The 20712-nt window shown below is 60.7% G+C and carries 22 protein-coding genes; 12 read left to right on the forward strand and 10 right to left on the reverse strand.

The features are described from left to right. Nucleotides 1–16 precede the first annotated feature (16 nt). Complete coding sequence (locus tag B9Z40_RS08555) at nucleotides 17–1381, reverse strand: TolC family protein (protein WP_100172767.1); 1365 nt, start codon at nucleotides 1379–1381, stop codon at nucleotides 17–19. Nucleotides 1382–1643: 262 nt separating this feature from the next. On the opposite strand from B9Z40_RS08555, the gene B9Z40_RS08560 reads away from it, so the two are divergent. Next, a complete protein-coding gene (locus B9Z40_RS08560; RefSeq protein WP_100172768.1) occupies nucleotides 1644–2021 on the forward strand; it encodes a hypothetical protein in 378 nt (125 codons plus the stop codon). Between the two features lie 46 nt (nucleotides 2022–2067). On the opposite strand, the gene B9Z40_RS08565 is transcribed toward B9Z40_RS08560, so the two are convergent. The 3 genes from B9Z40_RS08565 to B9Z40_RS08575 are packed head-to-tail and all read right to left on the reverse strand — an operon-like array spanning nucleotide 2068 to nucleotide 4113. Beyond that, a complete protein-coding gene (locus B9Z40_RS08565) occupies nucleotides 2068–2550 on the reverse strand; it encodes a glutathione peroxidase (RefSeq protein ID WP_100172769.1) in 483 nt (160 codons plus the stop codon). A gap of 22 nt (nucleotides 2551–2572) precedes the next feature. Continuing rightward, on the reverse strand, nucleotides 2573–3466 hold the full coding sequence (locus B9Z40_RS08570; RefSeq protein WP_100172770.1) for a DMT family transporter: 894 nt from the start codon (nucleotides 3464–3466) through the stop codon (nucleotides 2573–2575). A gap of 11 nt (nucleotides 3467–3477) precedes the next feature. Then, the gene (locus tag B9Z40_RS08575) at nucleotides 3478–4113 is read right to left on the reverse strand and encodes a DedA family protein (RefSeq protein ID WP_100172771.1); all 636 of its coding nucleotides are present in this window, start codon (nucleotides 4111–4113) and stop codon (nucleotides 3478–3480) included. A gap of 226 nt (nucleotides 4114–4339) precedes the next feature. On the opposite strand from B9Z40_RS08575, the gene alr reads away from it, so the two are divergent. From alr to B9Z40_RS08610, 7 genes are all read left to right on the forward strand, one after another. Beyond that, nucleotides 4340–5434 carry an alanine racemase gene (gene alr, locus B9Z40_RS08580; RefSeq protein ID WP_100173012.1) on the forward strand — a complete coding sequence of 365 codons (1095 nt, stop codon included), beginning with the start codon at nucleotides 4340–4342 and terminating at the stop codon, nucleotides 5432–5434. Nucleotides 5435–5622: 188 nt separating this feature from the next. After that, a complete protein-coding gene (locus B9Z40_RS08585) occupies nucleotides 5623–6594 on the forward strand; it encodes a thiamine pyrophosphate-dependent dehydrogenase E1 component subunit alpha (RefSeq protein ID WP_100172772.1) in 972 nt (323 codons plus the stop codon). After that, entirely contained in the window at nucleotides 6585–7559 is a 975-nt protein-coding gene (locus B9Z40_RS08590) for an alpha-ketoacid dehydrogenase subunit beta (protein ID WP_100172773.1), read from the forward strand. Before B9Z40_RS08585 ends, B9Z40_RS08590 begins: the two co-directional genes overlap by 10 nt. A gap of 158 nt (nucleotides 7560–7717) precedes the next feature. Continuing rightward, a complete protein-coding gene (locus B9Z40_RS08595) occupies nucleotides 7718–8236 on the forward strand; it encodes a TRAP transporter small permease (protein WP_100172774.1) in 519 nt (172 codons plus the stop codon). Beyond that, on the forward strand, nucleotides 8233–9531 hold the full coding sequence (locus tag B9Z40_RS08600; protein WP_100172775.1) for a TRAP transporter large permease: 1299 nt from the start codon (nucleotides 8233–8235) through the stop codon (nucleotides 9529–9531). Before B9Z40_RS08595 ends, B9Z40_RS08600 begins: the two co-directional genes overlap by 4 nt. Before the next feature lie 27 nt (nucleotides 9532–9558). Then, nucleotides 9559–10593: a DctP family TRAP transporter solute-binding subunit gene (locus B9Z40_RS08605; RefSeq protein WP_100172776.1), complete on the forward strand. Its 1035-nt coding sequence runs from the start codon at nucleotides 9559–9561 to the stop codon at nucleotides 10591–10593. Nucleotides 10594–10744: 151 nt separating this feature from the next. Then, nucleotides 10745–11668, forward strand: a complete 924-nt coding sequence (locus B9Z40_RS08610; RefSeq protein WP_100172777.1) for a DMT family transporter — start codon at nucleotides 10745–10747, stop codon at nucleotides 11666–11668. A 4-nt stretch (nucleotides 11669–11672) separates the two neighbouring features. On the opposite strand, the gene B9Z40_RS08615 is transcribed toward B9Z40_RS08610, so the two are convergent. Then, nucleotides 11673–12431 (reverse strand): TSUP family transporter, encoded by a 759-nt coding sequence (locus tag B9Z40_RS08615; protein WP_100172778.1) that lies wholly within the window; start codon nucleotides 12429–12431, stop codon nucleotides 11673–11675. A 302-nt stretch (nucleotides 12432–12733) separates the two neighbouring features. On the opposite strand from B9Z40_RS08615, the gene B9Z40_RS08620 reads away from it, so the two are divergent. Then, nucleotides 12734–13666 (forward strand): alpha/beta fold hydrolase, encoded by a 933-nt coding sequence (locus B9Z40_RS08620; RefSeq protein ID WP_100172779.1) that lies wholly within the window; start codon nucleotides 12734–12736, stop codon nucleotides 13664–13666. Nucleotides 13667–13680: 14 nt separating this feature from the next. Here B9Z40_RS08620 and B9Z40_RS08625 read toward each other — a convergent pair whose 3' ends face one another. After that, nucleotides 13681–15192, reverse strand: coding sequence for a CoA-acylating methylmalonate-semialdehyde dehydrogenase (locus B9Z40_RS08625; RefSeq protein ID WP_100172780.1), 1512 nt, complete (start codon nucleotides 15190–15192; stop codon nucleotides 13681–13683). A gap of 139 nt (nucleotides 15193–15331) precedes the next feature. On the opposite strand from B9Z40_RS08625, the gene B9Z40_RS08630 reads away from it, so the two are divergent. Further along, on the forward strand, nucleotides 15332–16270 hold the full coding sequence (locus B9Z40_RS08630) for a LysR family transcriptional regulator (RefSeq protein WP_100172781.1): 939 nt from the start codon (nucleotides 15332–15334) through the stop codon (nucleotides 16268–16270). Nucleotides 16271–16291: 21 nt separating this feature from the next. Here B9Z40_RS08630 and B9Z40_RS08635 read toward each other — a convergent pair whose 3' ends face one another. The 3 genes from B9Z40_RS08635 to B9Z40_RS08645 are packed head-to-tail and all read right to left on the reverse strand — an operon-like array spanning nucleotide 16292 to nucleotide 18154. Further along, on the reverse strand, nucleotides 16292–16927 hold the full coding sequence (locus B9Z40_RS08635) for a MarC family protein (protein WP_100172782.1): 636 nt from the start codon (nucleotides 16925–16927) through the stop codon (nucleotides 16292–16294). Nucleotides 16928–16946: 19 nt separating this feature from the next. Next, the gene (locus B9Z40_RS08640) at nucleotides 16947–17408 is read right to left on the reverse strand and encodes a MaoC family dehydratase (protein WP_100172783.1); all 462 of its coding nucleotides are present in this window, start codon (nucleotides 17406–17408) and stop codon (nucleotides 16947–16949) included. Then, entirely contained in the window at nucleotides 17408–18154 is a 747-nt protein-coding gene (locus B9Z40_RS08645) for an SDR family oxidoreductase (protein ID WP_100172784.1), read from the reverse strand. Before B9Z40_RS08645 ends, B9Z40_RS08640 begins: the two co-directional genes overlap by 1 nt. Nucleotides 18155–18231: 77 nt before the next feature. Between B9Z40_RS08645 and B9Z40_RS08650 the strand changes: the two genes are divergently transcribed. Both B9Z40_RS08650 and B9Z40_RS08655 read left to right on the forward strand, forming a co-directional pair. Further along, nucleotides 18232–18834 carry a 2-hydroxychromene-2-carboxylate isomerase gene (locus tag B9Z40_RS08650; protein ID WP_100173013.1) on the forward strand — a complete coding sequence of 201 codons (603 nt, stop codon included), beginning with the start codon at nucleotides 18232–18234 and terminating at the stop codon, nucleotides 18832–18834. Between the two features lie 27 nt (nucleotides 18835–18861). Further along, nucleotides 18862–19551 carry a dienelactone hydrolase family protein gene (locus tag B9Z40_RS08655; protein WP_100173014.1) on the forward strand — a complete coding sequence of 230 codons (690 nt, stop codon included), beginning with the start codon at nucleotides 18862–18864 and terminating at the stop codon, nucleotides 19549–19551. A gap of 35 nt (nucleotides 19552–19586) precedes the next feature. On the opposite strand, the gene B9Z40_RS08660 is transcribed toward B9Z40_RS08655, so the two are convergent. Then, complete coding sequence (locus tag B9Z40_RS08660; protein ID WP_100172785.1) at nucleotides 19587–20711, reverse strand: magnesium transporter CorA family protein; 1125 nt, start codon at nucleotides 20709–20711, stop codon at nucleotides 19587–19589. Between the last annotated feature and the right edge of the window lies 1 nt (nucleotide 20712).

Below are 20712 nucleotides of genomic sequence, written 5' to 3' on the forward strand. Positions count from 1 at the left end.
ATGGTCCTGCAAAAGATCAATAAGTGGACGGTTCGATGTGCTGGCCGGTCAAGCGATCCAGCAGCACGCGGGCCTCTTGCAGCTGGTAGCGAGCCTCGATCAGGTCGGCACGTACGCTGCGCAAAACGCGTTGTGCATCCAGCACATCCAGAATGCCGCGCTCGCCAAAGCGGTAGGCCGCTTGTGCGACACGCAAGGCGGCCTCGGCTTCTCGCACCGAGCCCAGACTCAACGCCTCAATCCGCAGGCGTGCCATTTCCAGGGATTTCCAAGTTTGCAAAATCTCCTGTTGGAGCTCTGCTTGTCGTCCCTCCAGACGAATTTGGGCACGCTCCAACTCGGCGTTGGCTTGAGCAATGGGGCCGCTGCGGTTGTCCAACAGAGGAATTTGAATCCCGACGCCCCACTGACCCTGGCGAAATTCGGGGTCTTGGCTTTGGCTGTATCGCAACTCCAAACCAGGCCATCGGCTGGATTCAGCCCCGCGCAGCTGGGCTTGAGCTTTGTTCACTTCGGCTTGAAGCAGCCTCAACTCAGGGTTGTTCTTGGTGACCAGCTCATGCAGCTGGTTCAGATCCAGCAACTCATGTGCCTCTTTCAGATCGCCCAGAAGTTTCCACTGTGTGGGCAGTTGACCTGCGGCCAGCTGGTTGAGCTGGACCTTGCTTTGCTCGACCATCAAGCGGTTGGTTTGCAGCCGTTCGCGTGCGGTGATGATTTCGGCATCGGCTTTGATGATTTCATAGCGTGCGGCCTCTCCGCTTTCGACCCTTAGACGCACACGTTCTCGCACTTGTTCCAGCAGTTGCACATCTTCTGCCGCTGCGTCTGCCTTGGCTTGGTAAAGCAAGCCCTGATAAATGCGCACGCGAGTCTGACTCACCAGTTCGTTGCGGGTCATACCGATCAGGTGGGTGCTTTCCAGTTCTGTGGCACTGGCCGCATCCATGCGTGCCTTGCGAACGCCAGGATTGTCGATCGGTTGGCTGATGCTCCAGCTTTGCACACTCCCTGGCGTTACACCCGCGATGCGGGCGGTGTTGCGTCCTTGGTTCCAATCGATTCGAGGGTTGGGCAGAGCTTGCGCTGACTTGGTGCCCGCGCGGGCTGCGTTGCGGGCACTTTGCGCTGCGCGCAGCTGTGGGTTGTGGGTCAATATGACAGGGATAAGTTGTTCTGCGCTCAACTCGGGTGCCGCATGTTGTGAGCTGTCACTTTGGATGGAAGCCGTTGCTGGTTGGCCTGAGTTCGACGTGGTGATTTGTGCTGTGGCGGCGCATGACAACAGGATCAGGCACCCACCCAAAGCGGCGGACGTTTGGGTGAGCCTGAATTGGCTGCGGCTTGAGGTCGGCCTTTTTGCAGATGATGTTTGGCGCATGAGGGATTCCGTGAATCAACAAGAAATCCGATGGTAGGGGCAGTCAACTTATGGAAAAAGCAGATTATTAAATACTTTAAGTTCGTAAAAAACAGAATGTTTTACGGTCGTGATGTGATGGACACGGCCAATGCGTCCCATCTCAACAACCCAAACAAAGTCCTTTTGCCAATCTGAAAAGGCCTGAGGCAGGACACGCCAAACGGTTCAACGGGGTAGCATTGGCCAACGTGATGTCACACTGCAAATAAAGGATCCTGCGATGGCCATACCTTGGTTGGCTGCTCTGAAAGTGATTCCCTGGGGGGATGTGATCGAGCACGCGCCTTCGGTGCTCAAAGCTGCCCGCAAGTTGATGGACCGTCAGCCACCTGGCCAAGCAGGCCCACCTGCCACGACGGAGCCCGTCAGTGCGGTGCCCAGCCTGGGTGAACTCAAAAACGCCTTGATCGCCGCTCAAGGTCAGATCGAACGCCAAGCTCAGACTCAGCGCGAGCTGACGGAAACATTGGCCGAGTTGGCTGAACAAAATGCGCGCTTGGTCAGCGCTGTGGAAGTGCTGCGCCTGCGCACGAGAGTGTTGGTTTGGGGTGGCGCGGCGATGTTGTTGTGGTTGGCTGTGCTGACTTGGAAGACTTGAGCCGGCTTGCACCCCCTGTCAAGCACGGCTCCATAGACCTCAACTTTCAGGCTGCCAGCGCCGCTTCAATGTCCTTGGCGATCTTCTCAGGCGAGTCTTGTGGCGCATAGCGCTTGACCACGCGACCGTCGCGCCCCACCAAAAACTTGGTGAAGTTCCATTTGATGCCCTTGCTGCCCAAAATGCCGGGGGCCTCCGCTGTGAGCCATTGGTACAGCGGGTGAGCGCCGTCGCCGTTGACCTTGATCTTGCTCATCATCTGAAAGCTCACGCCGTAGTTCTTTTGGCAGAAGTTGGCGATTTGTACGTCGTCGCCCGGGTCTTGGCTGGCAAATTGGTTACAAGGAAAGCCCAGCACGGCCAGGCCTTGATCGCCGTAGGCTTTGTGCAACTTTTCCAGCCCCGTGAACTGAGGCGTAAAGCCGCAGGCGCTGGCGGTGTTGACGATCAGCATCACTTGGCCTTTGTAACGTGAAAGGGCCACGGGTTGGTTGTCGATGCTTTGGGCTTCAAAGTCATAAAGGCTCATGGATGGGCTCCGTTGGCGTGGTTCAGTCTTTTCGTGAGGTGTCCGTCACCGACAGCAGTGCCGCCAGCAAAATCAGCGAACCACCCCACAGCGTTCGGTTTTCCCATTGTGCAGCACCCAGCAAAACGGAAGATACGCTGGCAAACAGCACTTCGGACAACATGACCAGTGCCGTGGTGTGGGCGGCCAGGCGCGCCGCGCCGTATTGCAGCGCCAGGTTGCCCAACAAAAACGAGATGGCCAGCAGCGCCACCAAGGGCAACCAAGTCCAAGCGGGGGCATCACCGACCGCCACCACGCCCGTGGCCAAACCCACTACGGCCGCCAATGTGGCCATGACAGCGCCGCCGCCAAACATGGCCAGGGTGCGCGACGCGCTGGGGGCGTCTTTGAGTTTGAGCAGCAGAGCGTTGGTGATGGCAAAGGTCAGGCCACCCATCAGGGCCAGCACGTCGGCCAAACTCTCGGGCACAGGCCAAGGGGTCTCGGGGGTTTTGAGCACGATGAACAAGCCGACCAGCGCCAGCAACAGGCGCAGCAAAGCCATGGGGGTGGGCTTGTCACCCAGCAAGCACCAGGCCACCAGCACCGACCATGCGGGCATCAGGTAAAACAGCAGCACCACGCGCACCACGTCGCCCACCGTGACAGCCCAGTTGAAGCCCACGTTGGTCAGGCCCGAGGCCAGCAACAAGAGCCACAGCCCGGGGTGGCCGCGCCAGCCCTGAAGTTGCCCGCTGCGCCACAGCCACAAGGCGATAGAAGCAAAGACAAAGGCATAAACCAAAGCCGTGGCCCAGAGCGGGTGCAGGCCAAGGGCCTCGAGTTGTTTGAAGGGCCACCAGCAGACGCCCCAGACCAATGCGTTGAACAGGAGCCCGGCAACCGCCAGGCTTTTGGGGGAGGTGTGGCCCATGCGAGGGCGGATCAGGAGGCGTCGCCGGAGGCTTTGGCGGCTGCAGTGGCTTGGCGCTTGCGCCACCAGCGCCAACCCAGCCAGGCCACACCCATGCCCAGCAAGGCAAAAATACCATGCTGAAACTGGCGCAGAACTGCAAACATCCAGTCCCAGTTTTGGGCGCCAAAGTAACCCAGGTAAACCCAGATGGGCACGCTGATCAAGGCGGCAAAGCCGTCCATGAAAAACCAAGTGGCAAAGCTGACACGATGGCTCATGCCAGCCGAGAAAAACACCGGGGTGCGAAGACCGGGCAAAAAGCGGGCCACAAACATGACCCACTTGCCGTATTTTTCAAAAGCGTCTTGCGCGCTGGCAAAGCGTTCGGGCGTGAGGATTTTGCGAAAACCGGGCAGTTGCGAAATGCGTTGGCCATACAAACGGCCCAAGGTGAACATGAGTCCGTCACCCACCAAGACACCCGCCATGCCCACAGCGAACATGGTGTTCACATCGGCATGACCCAGGCCAGCAATCACACCGCCCGTGACCAGGGTCACGTCTTCTGGAACTGGAACGCCAAATCCGCAAATCAAGAGCATCACAAACACGGCCAGATAACCGTATTCGGTGAAGATGGGCATCAAAAACTGAAAAACGTCCATGGATTACAAGGTTCAGCCAACGCCTGAGCGTTTCAGGCGGAATGCGCGGGGTTAACAGGCAGCGGGCCAGTGTAAAGCATTTGTAAGCCCCTTCCGTACAGGGGAAAGCCTGTGTGGACCCGAACCTTTGCGCCCAAAATTGGGCATCGACAGACTTGCTCTGATAAGCCGTTCAGGCGGAATGATGCTGGCATACTCGTTCAGCCTTTTGTTGCACTTGAATCCCATGCCCCGCCCCCTACAAGCCACCATCCACACCACTGCTTTGCGCCACAATCTGGCCCGCGTCCGGCAGGCCGCGCCCGATGCCCAGGCTTGGGCGGTGGTCAAAGCCAATGCCTATGGCCACGGCATCGAGCGGGTGTTTGAGGGTTTGCGCGGTGCCGATGGCTTTGCATTGCTGGATCTGACGGAAGCCGAACGCGTGCGCGCTTTGGGCTGGCGCGGCCCGATTTTGCTGCTGGAAGGCGCGTTTGAGGCGCGTGACTTGGAGCTGTGTTCGCGCCTGCACCTGTGGCACACGGTCCATTGCGATGAGCAAATTGACATGTTGGCGCTGCACAAGACCAACGAGCCTCACCGGGTGTTTCTGAAAATGAACTCGGGCATGAACCGGCTGGGCTTTGCGCCGCAGCGCTTTCGATCGGTCTGGACACGGCTCAATGCCTTGCCCCAGGTGGACGAGATTTCGCTCATGACCCATTTCAGCGATGCCGATGGCCCCAAAGGCATCACCGAGCAAATGGCCCGCTTTGAAGAAGCCACCCGCGACTTGCCTGGCGAGCGCACCTTGAGCAACAGCGCTGCCAGTTTGCGCCACGCCCAAGATGCGGCTGTGAAAGCCGACTGGATTCGCCCCGGCATTGCTTTGTATGGCAGTTCGCCAGATTTCCCCTCGAACTCGGCCGCCGATTGGCAATTGCAGCCCGCCATGAGCCTGAACGCGCAGATCATTGCGGTGCAGCACCTGCAGGCGGGCGACAGCGTGGGTTATGGCTCCAGTTTTGTGGCAGAACACCCCATGCGGATCGGCGTTGTGGCTTGCGGTTATGCCGACGGTTACCCGCGCATTTGCCCCACGGGCACGCCGGTACTGGTGGACGGCGTTCGCGGCCGCACGGTGGGCCGCGTCAGCATGGACATGTTGACGGTGGACCTGGACCCCTTCCCGCAAGCGGAGGTGGGCAGCACGGTCACGCTGTGGGGCCAATCGGCCAACGGCGCAGTGCTAGGCATCGACGAGGTGGCCCAAGCCGCGGGCACTGTGGGCTATGAGCTCATGTGTGCGTTGGCGCAGCGCGTGCCCGTGGTGGCGGTCTAAACCCTCACCCCAAAAAACCCCACCCAAAAGTCCAACAGGCGCTGTCACCTGCGTGCAGGCGCAAAAGTTGAATGTCATTAGAGTGGCATGGCCCTAGGAGAAGTTGCTGTCCGGGGCAACCTCATGACAGGAGACTTCGATTGCCCAATCCTTCCTCTCAAGCGACTTTGGCCGCTTTGTACCTGTGCATGGCCCGCATTAGGGCGTTTGAAAATGCCGCAGAAATCCTGAGCCAAGGCGGCGTCAGCGCTTACAACAAAACCGCCGACGGCAGCGCCAAAGTGCGCGGCCCCTTGCACCTGTCCACCGGGCAAGAAGGCGTGGCTGCTGGCGTGTGCGCCCACCTCACGCCCAGCGACTACCTCACCTCCACCCACCGTGGCCACGGCCACACCCTTGCCAAGGGGGCAGACCTGGGCCGCATGATGTGCGAGCTGTATGGCAAAGCCACAGGTTTTAACGGCGGCAAAGGCGGCTCCATGCACATCGCTGATTTTTCGGTCGGCATGTTGGGAGCCAACGGCGTGGTGGCCGCGGGTCTGCCCATTGCCGTGGGCGCTGCACACGCGCAAAAACTGCAGGGTCGCAGCGACATCACCGTCTGCTTTTTTGGCGACGGCGCCACCAACCGGGGGCCGTTTCTGGAAGCCCTCAACTGGGCGCAGGTGCACCGCTTGCCGGTTCTTTTTGTGTGCGAAGACAACCGCTGGAGCGCCACCACGGCCAGTGGTCCCATGATCGCCGGGCCCGGTGCTTCGGCCCGCAGTGAAAGCCTGGGTATTGCAGCGCACCAGGTCGATGGCAACGATGTGTGGGCCGTGTACGAGAAGGCGGCTGAGCTGGTGCGGGCCATTCGTTCCGGCCAAGGGCCGCGACTGTTGCATGCCAGCACTTACCGCGTCAAAGGCCATGTGTCGGTGGATTTGGCCGCTTACCGCGACCCCCGCGAAGTTGAAGAAGCCCTCAAAAACGATCCGATCCAGAACGCCCGCCGTGCCCTGCTGGCGTTGGGCAGCACCGATGCCGCATGCGACCAGCTGGACCAGCAAGCCCAAGCCGAAGTGCAGGCGGCCATGCAGGCGGCCGATCAGGCACCTTGGCCCGATGTGTCCGCCGCTTACACCGACATCCAGACCACAGGAGAAGGTCAATGGTTTTGAACACGATGAGTTACAGCCAGGCCGCTGTGCTGGCCGTGCAGCGCGAAATGGAAGCCGACGAGCGCGTGGTGGTCTTGGGCGAAGACGTGGGCCGGGGAGGTATCTTTGGCCAGTACAAAGGCCTGCAACAAACCTTTGGCGCACACCGCATCATCGACACACCCATCAGCGAAGCGGCCATCATGGGCGGCGGTGTGGGCATGGCACTGGCGGGCATGCGCCCGTTGGTGGAGATGCGCGTGGTCGACTTTGCCCTGTGCGGCATGGACGAAATCATCAACCAGGCCGCCAAGAACCGTTACATGTTTGGCGGTCAGGGCCGTGTGCCCTTGGTGGCCCGCATGCCCATTGGCATTTGGGATGCCTCGGCCGCGCAACATTCTCAGTCCCTCGAAGCCTGGTTTGCCCACATGCCCGGCTTGGTGGTCGTGTGTCCGGGCTCGGTGCAAGACAACTATTCCTTGCTGCGCGCGGCCATGCAGTGCGGCGACCCTGTGGTCTATATGGAGCACAAGACCCTGTGGGGCCTGGAGGGTGCGGTAGACGAGAGCGTGCAAGTGCCCTTGGGCCAAGCGGCTGTGCTGCGTCCGGGTGACCACCTGACGATGGTCAGCTGGAGCCGTCAGGTGCAGGTGTGCCAAACGGCTTGCGATCAATTGGCGGCTTTGGGCGTTCAGGTCGAGCTGATTGATTTGCGCACTCTGTGGCCTTGGGATCGGGAAACTGTGCTCAAGTCTGCGGCCAAAACAGGCCATCTGCTGGTGGTGCACGAAGCGATTCAGGCCGCAGGCTTTGGCGCTGAAATCGCCGCCACCGTGGCCGAAACTTTGGGTGTCCGCGTCAAGCGCCTGGGTGCACCGCGCATCCCGGTGGGTTACGCCCCCGTGTTGGAAGCGGTGGCCCGCGTGTCGGCTGATCAAATCGTGGCCGCAGCCCAGAACTGCCTGAAGCCCGTCACTCGGTGAGTGATGTTGTCCTCATGTTTGCGATCAGCTTGCACTTGCACGCTGCTGGCTTTTTCATGGGGTAATCCCTGTGTCTCCGGGGCGCTTTGGAGCCCGTTCGTGAGGCTTGTGGCCAAGAGCGCCATGGTAAAGTGAATTTTAAATTTGGCTTGAGACCTATGACCCATTTGCACGAGCAAGAGCCACCTGAGGTGGCTGCTGCTGAACCCGATGAAGAAACCGCCGTTCCTCTGAAAATTGAAGACTGGCTCACGGTCATCGTGATGGGGCTGCTCTCGCTCATCACGTTTGCCAACGTGCTGGTGCGCTATTTCACCGACCAGTCCTTTGCCTGGACGGAAGAGTTTTCGGTGTTTTTGATGATTGTGCTGGCGCTGGTGGCGGGTTCAGCATCGGTCGCCCGCAACCGGCAAATCCGCATTGAATACTTTGCCGACAGCGGCTCAGAAAAGCGCCAGCGGGCGCTGGCCCGTTTTGGTGCCCTGATGGTGTTTGTGCTGTTTGCTTTGATCGCGGTGCTGAGCGTGCGCGTGGTTTGGGACGATTTCCGCTTTGGCGAAACCTCGCCGGGCATTGGCGTGCCGCAGTGGTGGTACACCATCTGGCTGCCGGTCTTGTCGGTGGCCATTGCTGGCCGCGCATTGGGCTTGTTCATCCGTCGGGGGCGTCAGCCATGATCCCGACCCTCCTGTTTGTGGCCTTTGTGGTCATGATGCTCATGGGCGTGCCCATCGGCGCCGCTTTGGGTTTGGCTGGTGCCGCTTGCATTGCCTTGGCCAATTCGGATGCGCAGTGGTTTGGCCTTTTGGCTGTGCCGCAAAACTTTTATGCCGGTCTGGGCAAATACCCGTTGCTGGCCATTCCCATGTTCGTGTTGGTGGGCTCCATTTTTGACCGCTCGGGTGTGGCGCTGCGGTTGGTCAACTTTGCAGTCGCCATCGTGGGCCGTGGTCCCGGCATGCTGCCGTTGGTGGCTATTGTGGTGGCCATGTTTTTGGGTGGTATTTCCGGCTCAGGCCCGGCCAATGCGGCGGCTGTGGGTGCGGTGATGATCGCAGCTATGTCGCGTGCTGGTTACCCCGCGGCGTTTTCTGCCAGCGTGGTCGGGGCAGCAGCGGCCACGGATATCTTGATTCCGCCTTCGGTGGCCTTCATCGTGTATTCGGTGCTGGTGCCCGGGGCCTCGGTGCCTGCGCTGTTTGCGGCGGGGATGATTCCGGGCATTTTGGCGGGCATCGCCCTGATCGTGCCCACCGTGTGGATGGCCCGTAAGCACAAGATGGGTGCGCTCGAAGCGAGCTTGCCGCGTCCCGAGTTGTGGAAAAGTTTTGTGGAGGCCACCTGGGGCCTGGCCGCGCCCATTTTGATTTTGGGTGGCATGCGCGCCGGTTGGTTCACGCCGACCGAGGCGGCGGTGGTGGCGGTGTTCTATGGCTTGTTTGTGGGCATGGTCATTTACCGCACGATCAAGGTGCGTGATCTGTTTCTTATCTTGCGCGAGTCGGGCGAGTTGTCGGCCGTGATTTTGCTGGTGGTGTCGCTGGCGGGCATTTTTGCCTTTTCGCTGTCCACACTGGGGGTGATCGACCCGGTGACCAACGCCATCGTCAACTCGGGCCTGGGTGAATACGGCGTGCTGGCGCTGCTCATCTTGATGCTGATCACCGTAGGCATGTTCCTGGATGGCGTGTCCATCTTCTTGATCTTTGTGCCACTCCTCTGGCCCATCGTTCAGTACTACAAATGGGACCCGGTCTGGTTTGGGGTGATCCTCACGCTCAAAGTGGCGCTGGGCCAGTTCACCCCGCCGCTGGCCGTGAACTTGATGGTGTCTTGCCGCATCGCCGGGGTGCGCATGGAAGAGACCGTGCGCTGGGTCGGCTGGATGCTGTTTTCGATGTTCTTGGTCATGCTGGCCGTCATCGCTTGGCCCGAGTTGGCCTTGTGGCTGCCGCGTTATCTGGGTTACTGATTTTCATTTTTCAACAAGGAGACAACCATGAAACTTCGTCGTCATTTGCTCAGCCTGCTGGCTGTTGCGGCTGGTTTGAGCGCTTTCACCGCACCGACCCTGGCTGCCGATTACAAGGCCGAATACCGCATGTCGCTGGTGTTGGGACCGCCCACACCTTGGGGACAGGCCGGCAAGATGTGGGCCGACATGGTCAAGGAACGCACCCAGGGGCGCATCAACATCAAGTTGTACCCCGGCGTGTCCTTGATTCAGGGCGATCAGACCCGCGAATTCAGCGCACTGCGTCAAGGCGTGATTGACATGGCCGTGGGCTCGACCATCAACTGGTCACCTCAGGTCAAGGAACTGAACCTGTTCTCGCTGCCCTTTTTGATGCCCGACTACGCGGCCATTGACGCGCTGACGCAAGGCGGCGTGGGTCAGAAGATTTTCCAGACCCTGGACAAATCGGGCGTGGTGCCTCTGGCCTGGGGCGAGAACGGCTTCCGTGAACTGACCAACTCCAAGCGCCCTATCAAGTCCCCCGCCGACCTGAAGGGCATGAAAATCCGTGTGGTGGGCTCACCCATTTACTCAGACATGTTCTCGGCCATGGGCGCCAACCCCACACAAATGAGCTGGGCCGATGCACAGCCTGCGCTGTCCAGCGGTGCTGTGGATGGCCAGGAAAACCCCTTGTTTCTGTTCACTGTGCTGAAAATGCACACCGTGGGCCAGAAATTCGTGACCACTTGGGGCTACGTGGCCGATCCGCTGATCTTTGTGGTCAACAAGGACATCTGGGCATCGTGGACACCCGCTGACCAGGCCATCGTGCGCCAGGCGGCTGTGGACGCTGGCAAAGCCGAAATCGCCATCGCCCGTAAAGGCCTGGTCGAAGCCGACAAGCCTGTGCTCAAGGACATCGCCGCCATGGGCGTGACGGTGACATCGCTCTCCGCCGAAGAGCGCGAGGCCTTCGTCAAAGCCACCCGTCCGGTGTACGACAAGTGGAAAAACACTGTGGGCCCTGCCCTGGTGAAAGAGGCCGAAGCCGCTGTCGCTGCTCGCAAGAAGTGAAGTAATTACCTGGCCAACGCCCTTCGTTGGCCAGGCGTTTGTGTTCTTTGTTCAGCCCATGACCCCGACTTGGGGCGCTTGAATCTGTCCCTGTGGCCTTCTTGCTGCGAGCGAGACAGAGGATGCTGCCAGCTGGCACCACAATCGCTGCATGCCCCACCAGACTCACTTACACCGCCATGACCAGCATGCTTTGCTCATCGCTCTGGTGCTGGTGGTCATTTGGGGTGGCAACTTCACGCTGCAAAAGTACCTGTTTGACCTGATCACACCGGGTGGCTTCTTGTGGGCGCGTTACCTGCTCATGCCGGCTTGTGCATTGCTGTTGATGCGCTGGCGTTTTGGCCGCTGGCTGCCGCCGTTGCCGCGTCAAGACTGGATGCAGATGGCCTGGTTGGGCTTCATTGGGCATTCATTGCATGTGGGCTTGGTGACCTATGGCATCCATTGGTCCACGGCGTTTTCCAGTTCGGTCATTTTGGCGTGTGGGCCCATTTTTACCTTGCTGATCTTGCACAAGCAGGGCTTGGAGCGCCTCAGTTGGCCTCAAATTGCAGGGGTGTCGGTGGCCTTTTGCGGCGTGTTGATGTTCCTGTCTGACAAATTGCTGGGTGGCAACTGGCGTGCGGGCGGAGGTGACCTGGTGTTGTTGGTGGCGGCAGGATTCTTTTCTTACTACACCGTGGCGGTCAAACCCGTGATGCAAAAGCATGGTCCGGTGCTGACCATGGGTTACGCCACATTGCTCGGTGGTTTGCCGGTGATGCTCTTGTCGGTGCCTGCCGGCATGGCTGCCAACTGGTCGGTACTCGACTTTTGGGCTTGGGTGGGCTTGTTCTGGTCGATCCTGGTTTCGGCTTTTGTGGGCTGGTTGGCTTGGGGCTGGATCAACAATGTGCGCGGGGTGGCCCGCACAGCCCCTTTGATGTACTTGATGCCCCCCATGGCAGGCCTGTTTGCTTGGGCGCTGTCGGGTGAGCACTACACCTGGATCAAAATTGCCGGAGCTGGCGTAACCTTGTTGGGCGTGGCGCTGGCGCAGTATGCCGGGCAAATCAAATGGCGTTTGCGCTGAAGGGCTAACGCAGCCAAGTGTCGTAAGCGGTTTTGCAGATCAGGGCCAACACGACCACAATGAAAACGTGGCGCACAAAACCCGAGCCGTGTTTCAGGGCCAAGCGCGTGCCGATCAGGCTGCCCACAATGTTGGAAACCGCCATGGCCAAAGCCAAGTGCCACCAGACATGCCCTTGCACGGCAAACAGCACCAATGCTGAAAAGTTGGTGGCCACGTTGATCAGTTTGGCCGAGGCCGAAGCGTTCAAGAAGTCATAGCCCATGAGCCGCACATAGGCAAACACCAAAAAGCTGCCCGTGCCTGGCCCAAAAAAACCGTCGTAAAACCCGATCACCAGGCCAATCCCTGCGGCCATCCAGGCCTCTTGGCGACCGGTAAACCGAGGTGCATGGCTGCGGCCTAGGTCTTTTTTGGCCACGGTGTAGACCAGCAGCACTGTCAACATGATCGGCAGGGCTTTTCGAAACAGGGTGGGGTCCACATGCGTCACCACCCAAGCACCAGCCAAAGAGCCGACCAACCCCGCACCCGCCGCTGGGATCAGTGAGCGCCAAGGCATGACCACTTTGCGGCTGTATTGCACGGTGGCAAACGCGGTGCCCCAAATGGACGCGCTTTTGTTGGTGCCAAACAAAGTGGCGGGTGCTGCACCGGGGAAGGTGGCAAACAGCGCCGGCAACAAGATCAGGCCACCGCCCCCAACGATCGCGTCGATCAGGCCGGCCAGCAGCGAGGCCAGCGAAACAATCAGTAATTCCATGCAGTTGATTGTGGCACCCGCTGGGCCTTGGACCTGTCACGCTGTGGCGCAAAAACAGGCAAAAAAAAGCGCCGCTTGCGCGACGCTTAGAAAAATCACACCTCGTTTGGATGTTCGATGCTGTTCGAGTTTTTAGGCTTGAGTGTCTCCTCGGCCCTCGGGATGCAGATACTGCTTTGCATCGAGTGGGTGAAATATAAGGGACTGGCAGCGCACTTGTACTCAGGGATTTCCCGATTCGGGGGTAAATCCCTCCCCCCTCGGGTCAGAGTGAGTGCCCCCAATTGCCCTTACCATGGGGCATGACCTCCCTATTGCCCCCAACAGTGCCGCTGCCACTGGCCTTACCGGCCGAACGTCGCGACCTGGCCACGCCGTGTGGCTCGCTCAGCCTGTACCGTGCCGGGCCTGAGGATGACCGCGGGAGCTCAGATTCGAGCGCATCCTTGCCACCCTTGCTCTTGCTGCACAGCATCAACGCGTCCGCATCGGCCGCCGAAGTGGCGCCCCTGTTTGCCCATTACCGTCAGCAGCGGGTCGTGTATGCGCTGGAATTGCCGGGTTTCGGTTTTTCGGACCGCAGTGACCGGCCCTACACCGTGCGTCTGATGACGGATGCCCTTCAGTTGGCCTTGACGGCCATTCAGGCGGAGTCGGGTGGCGTTGCTGCCGATGTGGTGGCGGTGTCCCTGTCATGCGAATTCGCGGCCCGCGTCAGTGGTGAAACGCCGCAGCTGATCCGACGCCTCGCCATGGTCAGCCCCACCGGTTTCAGCGGCAAGAAGCGCCGTTATGGGCCAGCGGGCTCGGTTGTCGGTCCACCGTGGCTGCTTCGGCTGCTGCGTTGGCCGCGTTGGTCAGAGGGCGTGTACCGCACGCTGACCTTGCCGGCCGTGATCCGCTATTTTCTGGTGCGCACCTGGGGTTCTGACGCGATTGACGAAGCCTTGTGGCGCTACGACCAGCTGACCACGCGGCAGCCCGGAGCCCGCTTCGCACCCCTGTATTTTGTGTCAGCCCAAATGTTCAGCGCCGACATCAACAGCCTGTTCGAAGCACTGACTGTCCCTGTCTGGGTGTCGATGGCCACCCGCGGCGACTTCACCGACTACCAGGGCCGGACGACGGTGGCCGACCGCAGCAACTGGCAATTCCACGCTATAGAGGGCGGCGCGCTCCCCTATTTTGAAGACCTGCCGGCCTTTGCCCGTCAGCTTGACCCGTTCTGGGTCTGAGCCTGAGCCTTCGATTATTTGGCGGTTGGCATCACAAACTCAGCACCCTTGCCAATGCTCTCGGGCCAGCGCTGCATGATGGATTTTTGCTTCGTATAGAAGCGCACACCCTCTTCGCCGTAGGCGTGCATGTCGCCAAACAGCGAACGCTTCCAGCCGCCAAAGCCGTGCCAGGCCATGGGCACAGGGATTGGCACGTTGATGCCGACCATGCCCACCTGAATGCGGCGGCTGAATTCGCGTGCCACGTTGCCGTCGCGGGTGAAGCAGCTCACGCCGTTGCCGAACTCGTGGTCGTTGATGATTTGCACGGCGGTGGCAAAGTCGGGCACGCGCACGCAGCTCAAGACCGGGCCAAAGATTTCCTCTTTGTAGATCTTCATGTCGGTGGTCACGTTGTCGAACAGCGTGCCGCCCAGCCAGAAGCCTTGCTCGCAACCGGCACCGGCTTTCGCGCCGTCAAACTCGCGGCCGTCCACCAGCAGCTGTGCGCCTTCGGCCACGCCCGCGTCGATGTAACCCTTGATGCGCTGACGCGCCGCGTCGGTCACGATGGGGCCCATCTCGGCGGCCAGGTTTTCGCCGTTGAGCACTTGCAGCGCCTTGGTGCGTTCGATCAACTTTGGCAAAATTTTGTCTGCCACATCGCCCACCAGCACAGCGACCGAGATCGCCATGCAACGCTCGCCTGCCGAGCCGTAGCCTGCGCCAATCAGCGCGTCCACAGTCTGGTCGATGTCGGCGTCGGGCATGACCACCAAGTGGTTCTTCGCACCACCCAGGGCTTGCACGCGCTTGCCGTGGTGGGCACCCGTTTCGTAGATGTAATTGGCGATCGGTGTGGAGCCCACAAAGCTGATGGCTTTCACGTCCGGGTGCTCCAGCAGTGCGTCCACGGCTTCTTTGTCACCTTGCACCACGTTGAACACACCGTCGGGCAAACCGGCTTTTTTGAGCAACTCGGCCATGAACAGTGACGGTGTCGGATCGGTCGGGCTGGGTTTCAAGATGAAGGTGTTGCCCGCCGCAATGGCGACGGGGAACATCCACATGGGCACCATGACCGGGAAGTTGAAGGGCGTGATGCCCGCGACCACACCCAGCGGCTGGCGCAAGGTCCAGTTGTCGATGCCTGTAGAGACTTGGTCGGTGAAGTCGCCCTTGAGCAACTGCGGGATGCCGGTGGCAAATTCGACGATGTCGATGCCACGGCTCACTTCGCCCTGCGCGTCGGTGAACACCTTGCCGTGCTCGGCGGTGATCATGTGGGCCAGTTCGTCTTTGTGGGTGTTCAGCAGTTCGAGGAACTTGAACATCACGCGGGCGCGGCGCAGGGGGGGCGTGTCTGCCCAAGCGGGGAAGGCCGCTTGCGCAGCGGCCACGGCCTTGGCCACTTCGGCGCTGTTGGCCAGGGCCACGTTGCCGGTCACAGCGCCGGTGGCGGGGTTGGTCACGGGCTGGCTGCGGCCCGAAGTGCCTGCGGCGGCTTGGCCACCAATGAAATGGCCGATGTTGGAAATGCTCATGTGGGACTTTCTTTTGGAATGTGGGTGCGCGCTCCTGCGCGCGAATGTTTTGTGCAGTGTGGGCAGTTTAGGCACCCTCGCCATGCCCTACAAGCCCCTAAAACTGAATTGATTGTTCAAAATAATGAACAATACATTCATGGAAGAGCAAAAAATCAACACCCTTTGGACGCACCTGCATTGGCTGAGCGTGCTCGCCCAGCAAGGCAGTTACACGGCCGCTGCCGCCCGGCTGGGCGTGAGCAAGGCCGCCATGAGCCAGCGCATTGCCGAGTTGGAGCGTGCGGCCAAAGTCACCCTGGTGCAGCGCACCACCCGCAGTCTTCGCTTGACCGAGGCCGGGCAGCGGCTGGTCGATGAAACCCGCGCCTCGTTTGAGCAGATTGAGCAAAGTTTTGCCCAGGTGCGTGATTTGGCCGAGCAGCCCAGCGGCTTGCTGCGCCTGACCGCGCCGGTCGCCTTTGCGCGCCAGCAACTCGTGCCTTTGTTGGCCGAATTTCTGAAGGACTACCCCGACGTGCGGATCGAGCTGGACCTGTCTGACCGGCTGAGCGCACTGGCCACCGAAGGCTTCGATCTGGCGATCCGACACACTGCCCGTCCCCCCGACACCCATGTGGCTTGGGCACTGTGCCCCACCGAATCGGTGCTGGTGGCCACCCGCGCTTATTTGCGCAAACAGGGTGAACCACAAGTCCCTGGTGACCTGCAAGCCCACAACTGCTTGCATTACCCCCGCTCGCAAGACACCCCGGCGTGGACCTTCGAGCCGCGCCAGCCTTCAGACGGGGGCGAACGGATCACGGTGCCGGTGAGCGGCAATTTCGCCGCCAACAACAGCGAAGCCCTGCGTGAAGCCGCGCTCACGGGTGCAGGCATTGCCCTGATGCCCGACTTCAGCGCCCAGGCCGAACTGCGCAAGGGCCAGTTGGTGCGCGTGCTGCCGGGCTGGAAGCCGGTGGGCGCTTTTGCCGAAACCATTTACGCCATCCGCCCGTATGCACCGCATGTGCCCAGGGCGGTGACGGCGTTGGTGGCGCATTTGAGGACAAGGTTGGAGGGCGGGTTCGGCGTCTGAACCTCGCAGCGAAGGCGCAGTTCAGCGACCGGCGAGCACCGGAAACAGCTTGTGCAGCCCGTCCGCCATCACTTCCACAGCCAGCGCAGCCAGGATCAAACCCATCAGCCGCGTCATGACGTTGATACCGGTTTTGCCCAAAATGCGGGCAATCGGGGTGGCCAGCGAGAAACACAGCGCTGTGGCCAGTGCAATGACCACGCCATAGCCGACCAAGGTGCCCAGTTGGGCGAAGTTCTTGGCTTTTTCGGCGTAAATCACCACGGTGGACATGGTGGCCGGTCCGGTCAGCAGCGGGATGGTCAGCGGCACCACGGCGATGCTGGCGCCCATGGCGGCTTTGGCCTCAGCGTCATGCACCTCATCGGCATTGGCGCGGGCTTCAGCGGGTTGAGCGTTCAGCATCGACAGCGCGGCGGTGAGCAGCAGCATGCCGCCGCCCACTTGAAAGCTCGCCAGCGAGATGCCGAAAAACTCCAAGATTTGCAAACCGAGCAGGGCGCTGGCTGCGATCACCACAAAGGCAGAAAAGGACGACACCCAAATCGTTTTCTTGCGCTGGGCCGGGCTGAAGCCTTGGGTGTAGTGGATGAAAAAAGGAACGATGGCCAAAGGGTTGACGATAGCCAGCAGGGTGATGAGTGGTTTGAAGTCCATCACCCGATTGTGCGCCGCATCAAGTTGCCGGCGTACGCCTTCTGAACATGCCCCAGCCTTCCATGTGCAGCACCTTGTCGCCGTGCTGGTTGAACATTTCCCACAGGTTGCGCGTCATGCCCACGTCCGGCCGCTTGCTCATGGGTTTGGTCTCGAGCATGGTGCTTTGCAGCCGCAGGGTATCGCCGGGGTAGACGGGCTTGAGCCACTTGATGCCTTCCAGGCCCGGCGAGCCGAGGCTGGAGGTGTCGTTCAGAAAGTTCGTCACCATCAGCCGCATGGCCATGGAGCAGGTGTGCCAGCCGCTGGCCGACAGGGCCCCAAAGACCGAGGCCTTGGCCGCCTCGTCGTTCAGGTGAAAGGGTTGCGGGTCAAACTGTTGGGCAAAGGCGAGGATTTCTTCGCGGGTGGGCGTGATGGTGCCCAGGTCGCGGACCTGGCCGGGGGCAAAGTCTTCCCAGTAATACTTGAACTCAGCCATCAGCGGCCTCCGGAGACGTCGATCAAACTCATGGTGGTGTAGCTCGCGGCGTCGGACAAGAGCCAGACGATGCTTTGCGCCACCTCGTCGGCGGTGCCGCCACGCTGCATGGGTACCAGGTGCTGCAGGTCCTTGACGCGGTCTGGCAGGCCGCCCGAGGCGTGGATTTCGGTGTCGATCAGGCCAGGGCGCACGGCGTTGACGCGCACGCCTTCAGCCGCGACTTCTTTGGCCAGACCCAGTGTGAAGGCGTCAATCGCCCCTTTGGCCGAGGCGTAGTCCACGTACTGGCCGGGCGAGCCCAGGCGGGACGCGGCACTCGACACGTTGACGATGCTGCCGCCTTCACCTCCGTAGCGGGTGCTCATGCGGCGCACGGCCTCGCGGGCGCAGACCAGGCTGCCAATCACGTTGATGTCGAACATGCGTTTCAAGCGGGCCACACTCATGTCGGCCACCCGGGCATACACATCCACCACGCCCGCGTTGTTCACCAAGCCTGACAGTCGGCCCAGTTTGGCGTCGATGTGCTCGTACATGCGCAGGACCTGCGTTTCGTCGGCCACATCGGCCTGCACCGCGATAGCATTGCCGCCCGATGCGCGGATCTGCCGCACCACTTCGTCGGCGGCGAGCGAGTTGGCGGTGTAGTTCACCGCCACCGTCCAGCCCTGCTGGGCTGCCAAAAGGGCCGTAGCGGCCCCGATTCCCCGGCTGCCGCCGGTCACCAACAAGACCTTGTTCATCGTGTGTCTCCTGCAAAAATGGTTTGTTGCGGTTACAACCGCAGATGAAAAGATTACACAACACACAAGGAGACAGCATGGGTCGCACAGTGGACTATTACCTCGCCCCCCAGAGCCCCTGGGCTTATTTGGGTCACCAGCGTTTGGCCGAGATCGTGCAGCAGTCAGGGGCCACCGTTCGTGTCATGCCCATCGACTTGGGCGGCAAGGTGTTTCCGATTTCGGGCGGCTTGCCTTTGGGACAGCGCGCACCGCAGCGCCAGGCGTACCGCTTGGTGGAGCTGCAACGCTTTAGCCAGCACCTGAATGCGCCGCTCAACCTCAAACCCAAATACTTTCCGGTGGGCGGTGACGATGCGGCGCGTCTGATCATTGCGGCCGATCTTGCACAAGGTGCCCCAGCGGCCATGAAGGTGGCCGGCGCCATTTTGGGCGCTTGCTGGGCGCAAGAGCGCAACATCGCCGATGAAAAAGTCTTGGCGGCGTTGTTGGCAGAGCAGAATTTGCCCGCCGCTTTGCTGGAACAATCGCACAGTCAGGCCGCGCAAGAGCGTTACGAGAGTTACACCCAAGCGGCGATTGACGCGGGTGTGTTCGGCGCGCCGAGTTACGTGATCGATGGCGAAATTTTTTGGGGCCAGGACCGTCTCGACTTTGTTGAGCGAGCATTGGCCCGTTGATGTTTTGAAACCAATGAAGGAATGAACATGGGAACGATGATTGAACTGAAAAGCGCAGACGGCACCCTGGTGCCTGCTTATGAGGCCCGCCCTACCGGCACGCCCAAGGGCGCCGTGGTGGTGATTCAGGAAATTTTTGGCGTCAACAGCCACATCCGCAGCGTAGCCGATGGCTATGCAGCCGAAGGTTACCTGGCCGTGGCGCCTGCGGCGTTTCACCGCGCCAAACCGGGCGTGGAGCTGGGCTATGCCGAAGCCGACATGGGCGAAGGTTTTGGCTACAAAACGGCGGTAGAGGCTTTGCCTGCCCCCGGGGTGATGCCCGACATTCAAGCCGCGATTGACCACGCTGCCAAGGCTTCAGGCGGCAAGGTTGGGATTGTGGGTTATTGCTGGGGCGGTTTGCTGACCTGGCGTGCCGCTTGCACCTTGACGGGCCTGAGCGCGGCCGCACCTTATTACGGCGGCGGTGTGACGACCGAAGCCGAAATGGCTCGCCACCCGACAGTGCCTGTGCTGGCCCATTTTGCCGACGAAGACAAATGGATTTCTCTGGATTCTGTGGATGCATTCAAGAAGGCGCACCCCGAAGTCGAGGTGCACACCTACGCCGCGCACCATGGCTTCAACTGCGACCAGCGCGGTACTTGGCACGCGCCCTCGGCTCAGTTGGCACGGGAGCGCACATTGGCGTTTTTTGCCAAACACCTGGGCTAAAGCGCGTTTATAGGGCTTGCGCCCACGGGGTGATGTCACTCGCCCGAGTGGGCCAAGTAACGTTTGCGCCAGAAAAACAGCGCCATGCCGCCTGCAATCAGGCCCATACCGCCCATCGTCCACCAAAAACCACTGGCCCTGTGCAGCCAGGGCATGAACTCAAAGTTCATGCCAAAAATGCCCGCGATCAGGTTCAAGGGCAAAAAGATGGCGGTCAAGGCCGTCAAAGTGCGCATGGTGTCGTTGGTGCGGTTGCCTTGGACGCTGAAGTGCATTTGCACCGCGGTCTCGGTGTTGTGCTCCAGTCGGCGGACGTGTTGCACCACCCGATCAATGTGCTCGAGCACATCTCGGCTGCGGATTTTCAGCAACTCGTGTTCGTGCTCAGCGTCGTGGTCGGTGCTCACGCCCCAGCTGTTGAGCGATTCGGTCCAAGCCTGAACGGCGGTGCGTTGGTCGTCGCAGAGCGATTCGATCTGGTGCAAAGCCAGCCGGGCTTGCAGCAAGGCGTCCCAGCGGTTGAAGCGGGTGCGAGGGCTGAGCAATTCGGCTTGCCAGTGGTCCAGTTGCCGGCTCAATTCGCGGCGCAAATCGAGGTAGCTGTCCACCATCTGGCTGACGATGCGCAGCATCATGTCGGCCGGGCTGCTGGGCACTCCGCGTGCGGCTGTGGGCCGCAGCTCCTGGTCGTCCAGGGCTTGTGTGCTGGCCAGCAGTCGGCTGGCATAAGCTTCACGCACGGCGCAATCGGCGGGGTGCACGCTGAGCAGCACCCGGTCAAACACGGCAAAGCCCACCGGGCTGGTGTCGATGCGTTGCAACACCGGCGGTCCAGAGCGTTTGCCGCCTTGAAGTTTCAGGCCGTTGTTCGGATCGGCGGCGCTGCTGCCTGGGCGTTGTGCCAGCCTGCGAAACACCATCAGGTCGTAATGCGAGCTGTAGTCAAAGCGTGAGGGCAATTGGGCGTTCAGAAGGTCTGACACATGCAGGTCGACCAAGGTTTGCCCAGTGAGTTGTTGCAGGCTGTCCTGAATCAAAGCCAATTCGTCTTGAAACCGCTCGCGAGAACAAGCGATCCAAACGTAGCCATGCTCGGGCAATTGCCGGGGCAGCGCCAGCCCGGCTTGGACGTGTTGGCCTGAAACCGTGAAGACGCGCATG

This window comes from Limnohabitans sp. 15K, assembly GCF_002778285.1.
In the GTDB taxonomy this organism is placed as follows: Bacteria; Pseudomonadota; Gammaproteobacteria; order Burkholderiales; family Burkholderiaceae_C; genus Limnohabitans_A.

Coding starts and splice junctions, on each gene's coding strand:
- B9Z40_RS08555 (WP_100172767.1), bottom strand. CDS start 1,381: ATGCGCCAAACATCATCTGCAAAAAGGCCGACCTCAAGCCGCAGCCAA.
- B9Z40_RS08560 (WP_100172768.1), top strand. CDS start 1,644: ATGGCCATACCTTGGTTGGCTGCTCTGAAAGTGATTCCCTGGGGGGAT.
- B9Z40_RS08565 (WP_100172769.1), bottom strand. CDS start 2,550: ATGAGCCTTTATGACTTTGAAGCCCAAAGCATCGACAACCAACCCGTG.
- B9Z40_RS08570 (WP_100172770.1), bottom strand. CDS start 3,466: ATGGGCCACACCTCCCCCAAAAGCCTGGCGGTTGCCGGGCTCCTGTTC.
- B9Z40_RS08575 (WP_100172771.1), bottom strand. CDS start 4,113: ATGGACGTTTTTCAGTTTTTGATGCCCATCTTCACCGAATACGGTTAT.
- alr (WP_100173012.1), top strand. CDS start 4,340: ATGCCCCGCCCCCTACAAGCCACCATCCACACCACTGCTTTGCGCCAC.
- B9Z40_RS08585 (WP_100172772.1), top strand. CDS start 5,623: ATGGCCCGCATTAGGGCGTTTGAAAATGCCGCAGAAATCCTGAGCCAA.
- B9Z40_RS08590 (WP_100172773.1), top strand. CDS start 6,585: ATGGTTTTGAACACGATGAGTTACAGCCAGGCCGCTGTGCTGGCCGTG.
- B9Z40_RS08595 (WP_100172774.1), top strand. CDS start 7,718: ATGACCCATTTGCACGAGCAAGAGCCACCTGAGGTGGCTGCTGCTGAA.
- B9Z40_RS08600 (WP_100172775.1), top strand. CDS start 8,233: ATGATCCCGACCCTCCTGTTTGTGGCCTTTGTGGTCATGATGCTCATG.
- B9Z40_RS08605 (WP_100172776.1), top strand. CDS start 9,559: ATGAAACTTCGTCGTCATTTGCTCAGCCTGCTGGCTGTTGCGGCTGGT.
- B9Z40_RS08610 (WP_100172777.1), top strand. CDS start 10,745: ATGCCCCACCAGACTCACTTACACCGCCATGACCAGCATGCTTTGCTC.
- B9Z40_RS08615 (WP_100172778.1), bottom strand. CDS start 12,431: ATGGAATTACTGATTGTTTCGCTGGCCTCGCTGCTGGCCGGCCTGATC.
- B9Z40_RS08620 (WP_100172779.1), top strand. CDS start 12,734: ATGACCTCCCTATTGCCCCCAACAGTGCCGCTGCCACTGGCCTTACCG.
- B9Z40_RS08625 (WP_100172780.1), bottom strand. CDS start 15,192: ATGAGCATTTCCAACATCGGCCATTTCATTGGTGGCCAAGCCGCCGCA.
- B9Z40_RS08630 (WP_100172781.1), top strand. CDS start 15,332: ATGGAAGAGCAAAAAATCAACACCCTTTGGACGCACCTGCATTGGCTG.
- B9Z40_RS08635 (WP_100172782.1), bottom strand. CDS start 16,927: ATGGACTTCAAACCACTCATCACCCTGCTGGCTATCGTCAACCCTTTG.
- B9Z40_RS08640 (WP_100172783.1), bottom strand. CDS start 17,408: ATGGCTGAGTTCAAGTATTACTGGGAAGACTTTGCCCCCGGCCAGGTC.
- B9Z40_RS08645 (WP_100172784.1), bottom strand. CDS start 18,154: ATGAACAAGGTCTTGTTGGTGACCGGCGGCAGCCGGGGAATCGGGGCC.
- B9Z40_RS08650 (WP_100173013.1), top strand. CDS start 18,232: ATGGGTCGCACAGTGGACTATTACCTCGCCCCCCAGAGCCCCTGGGCT.
- B9Z40_RS08655 (WP_100173014.1), top strand. CDS start 18,862: ATGGGAACGATGATTGAACTGAAAAGCGCAGACGGCACCCTGGTGCCT.
- B9Z40_RS08660 (WP_100172785.1), bottom strand. CDS start 20,711: ATGCGCGTCTTCACGGTTTCAGGCCAACACGTCCAAGCCGGGCTGGCG.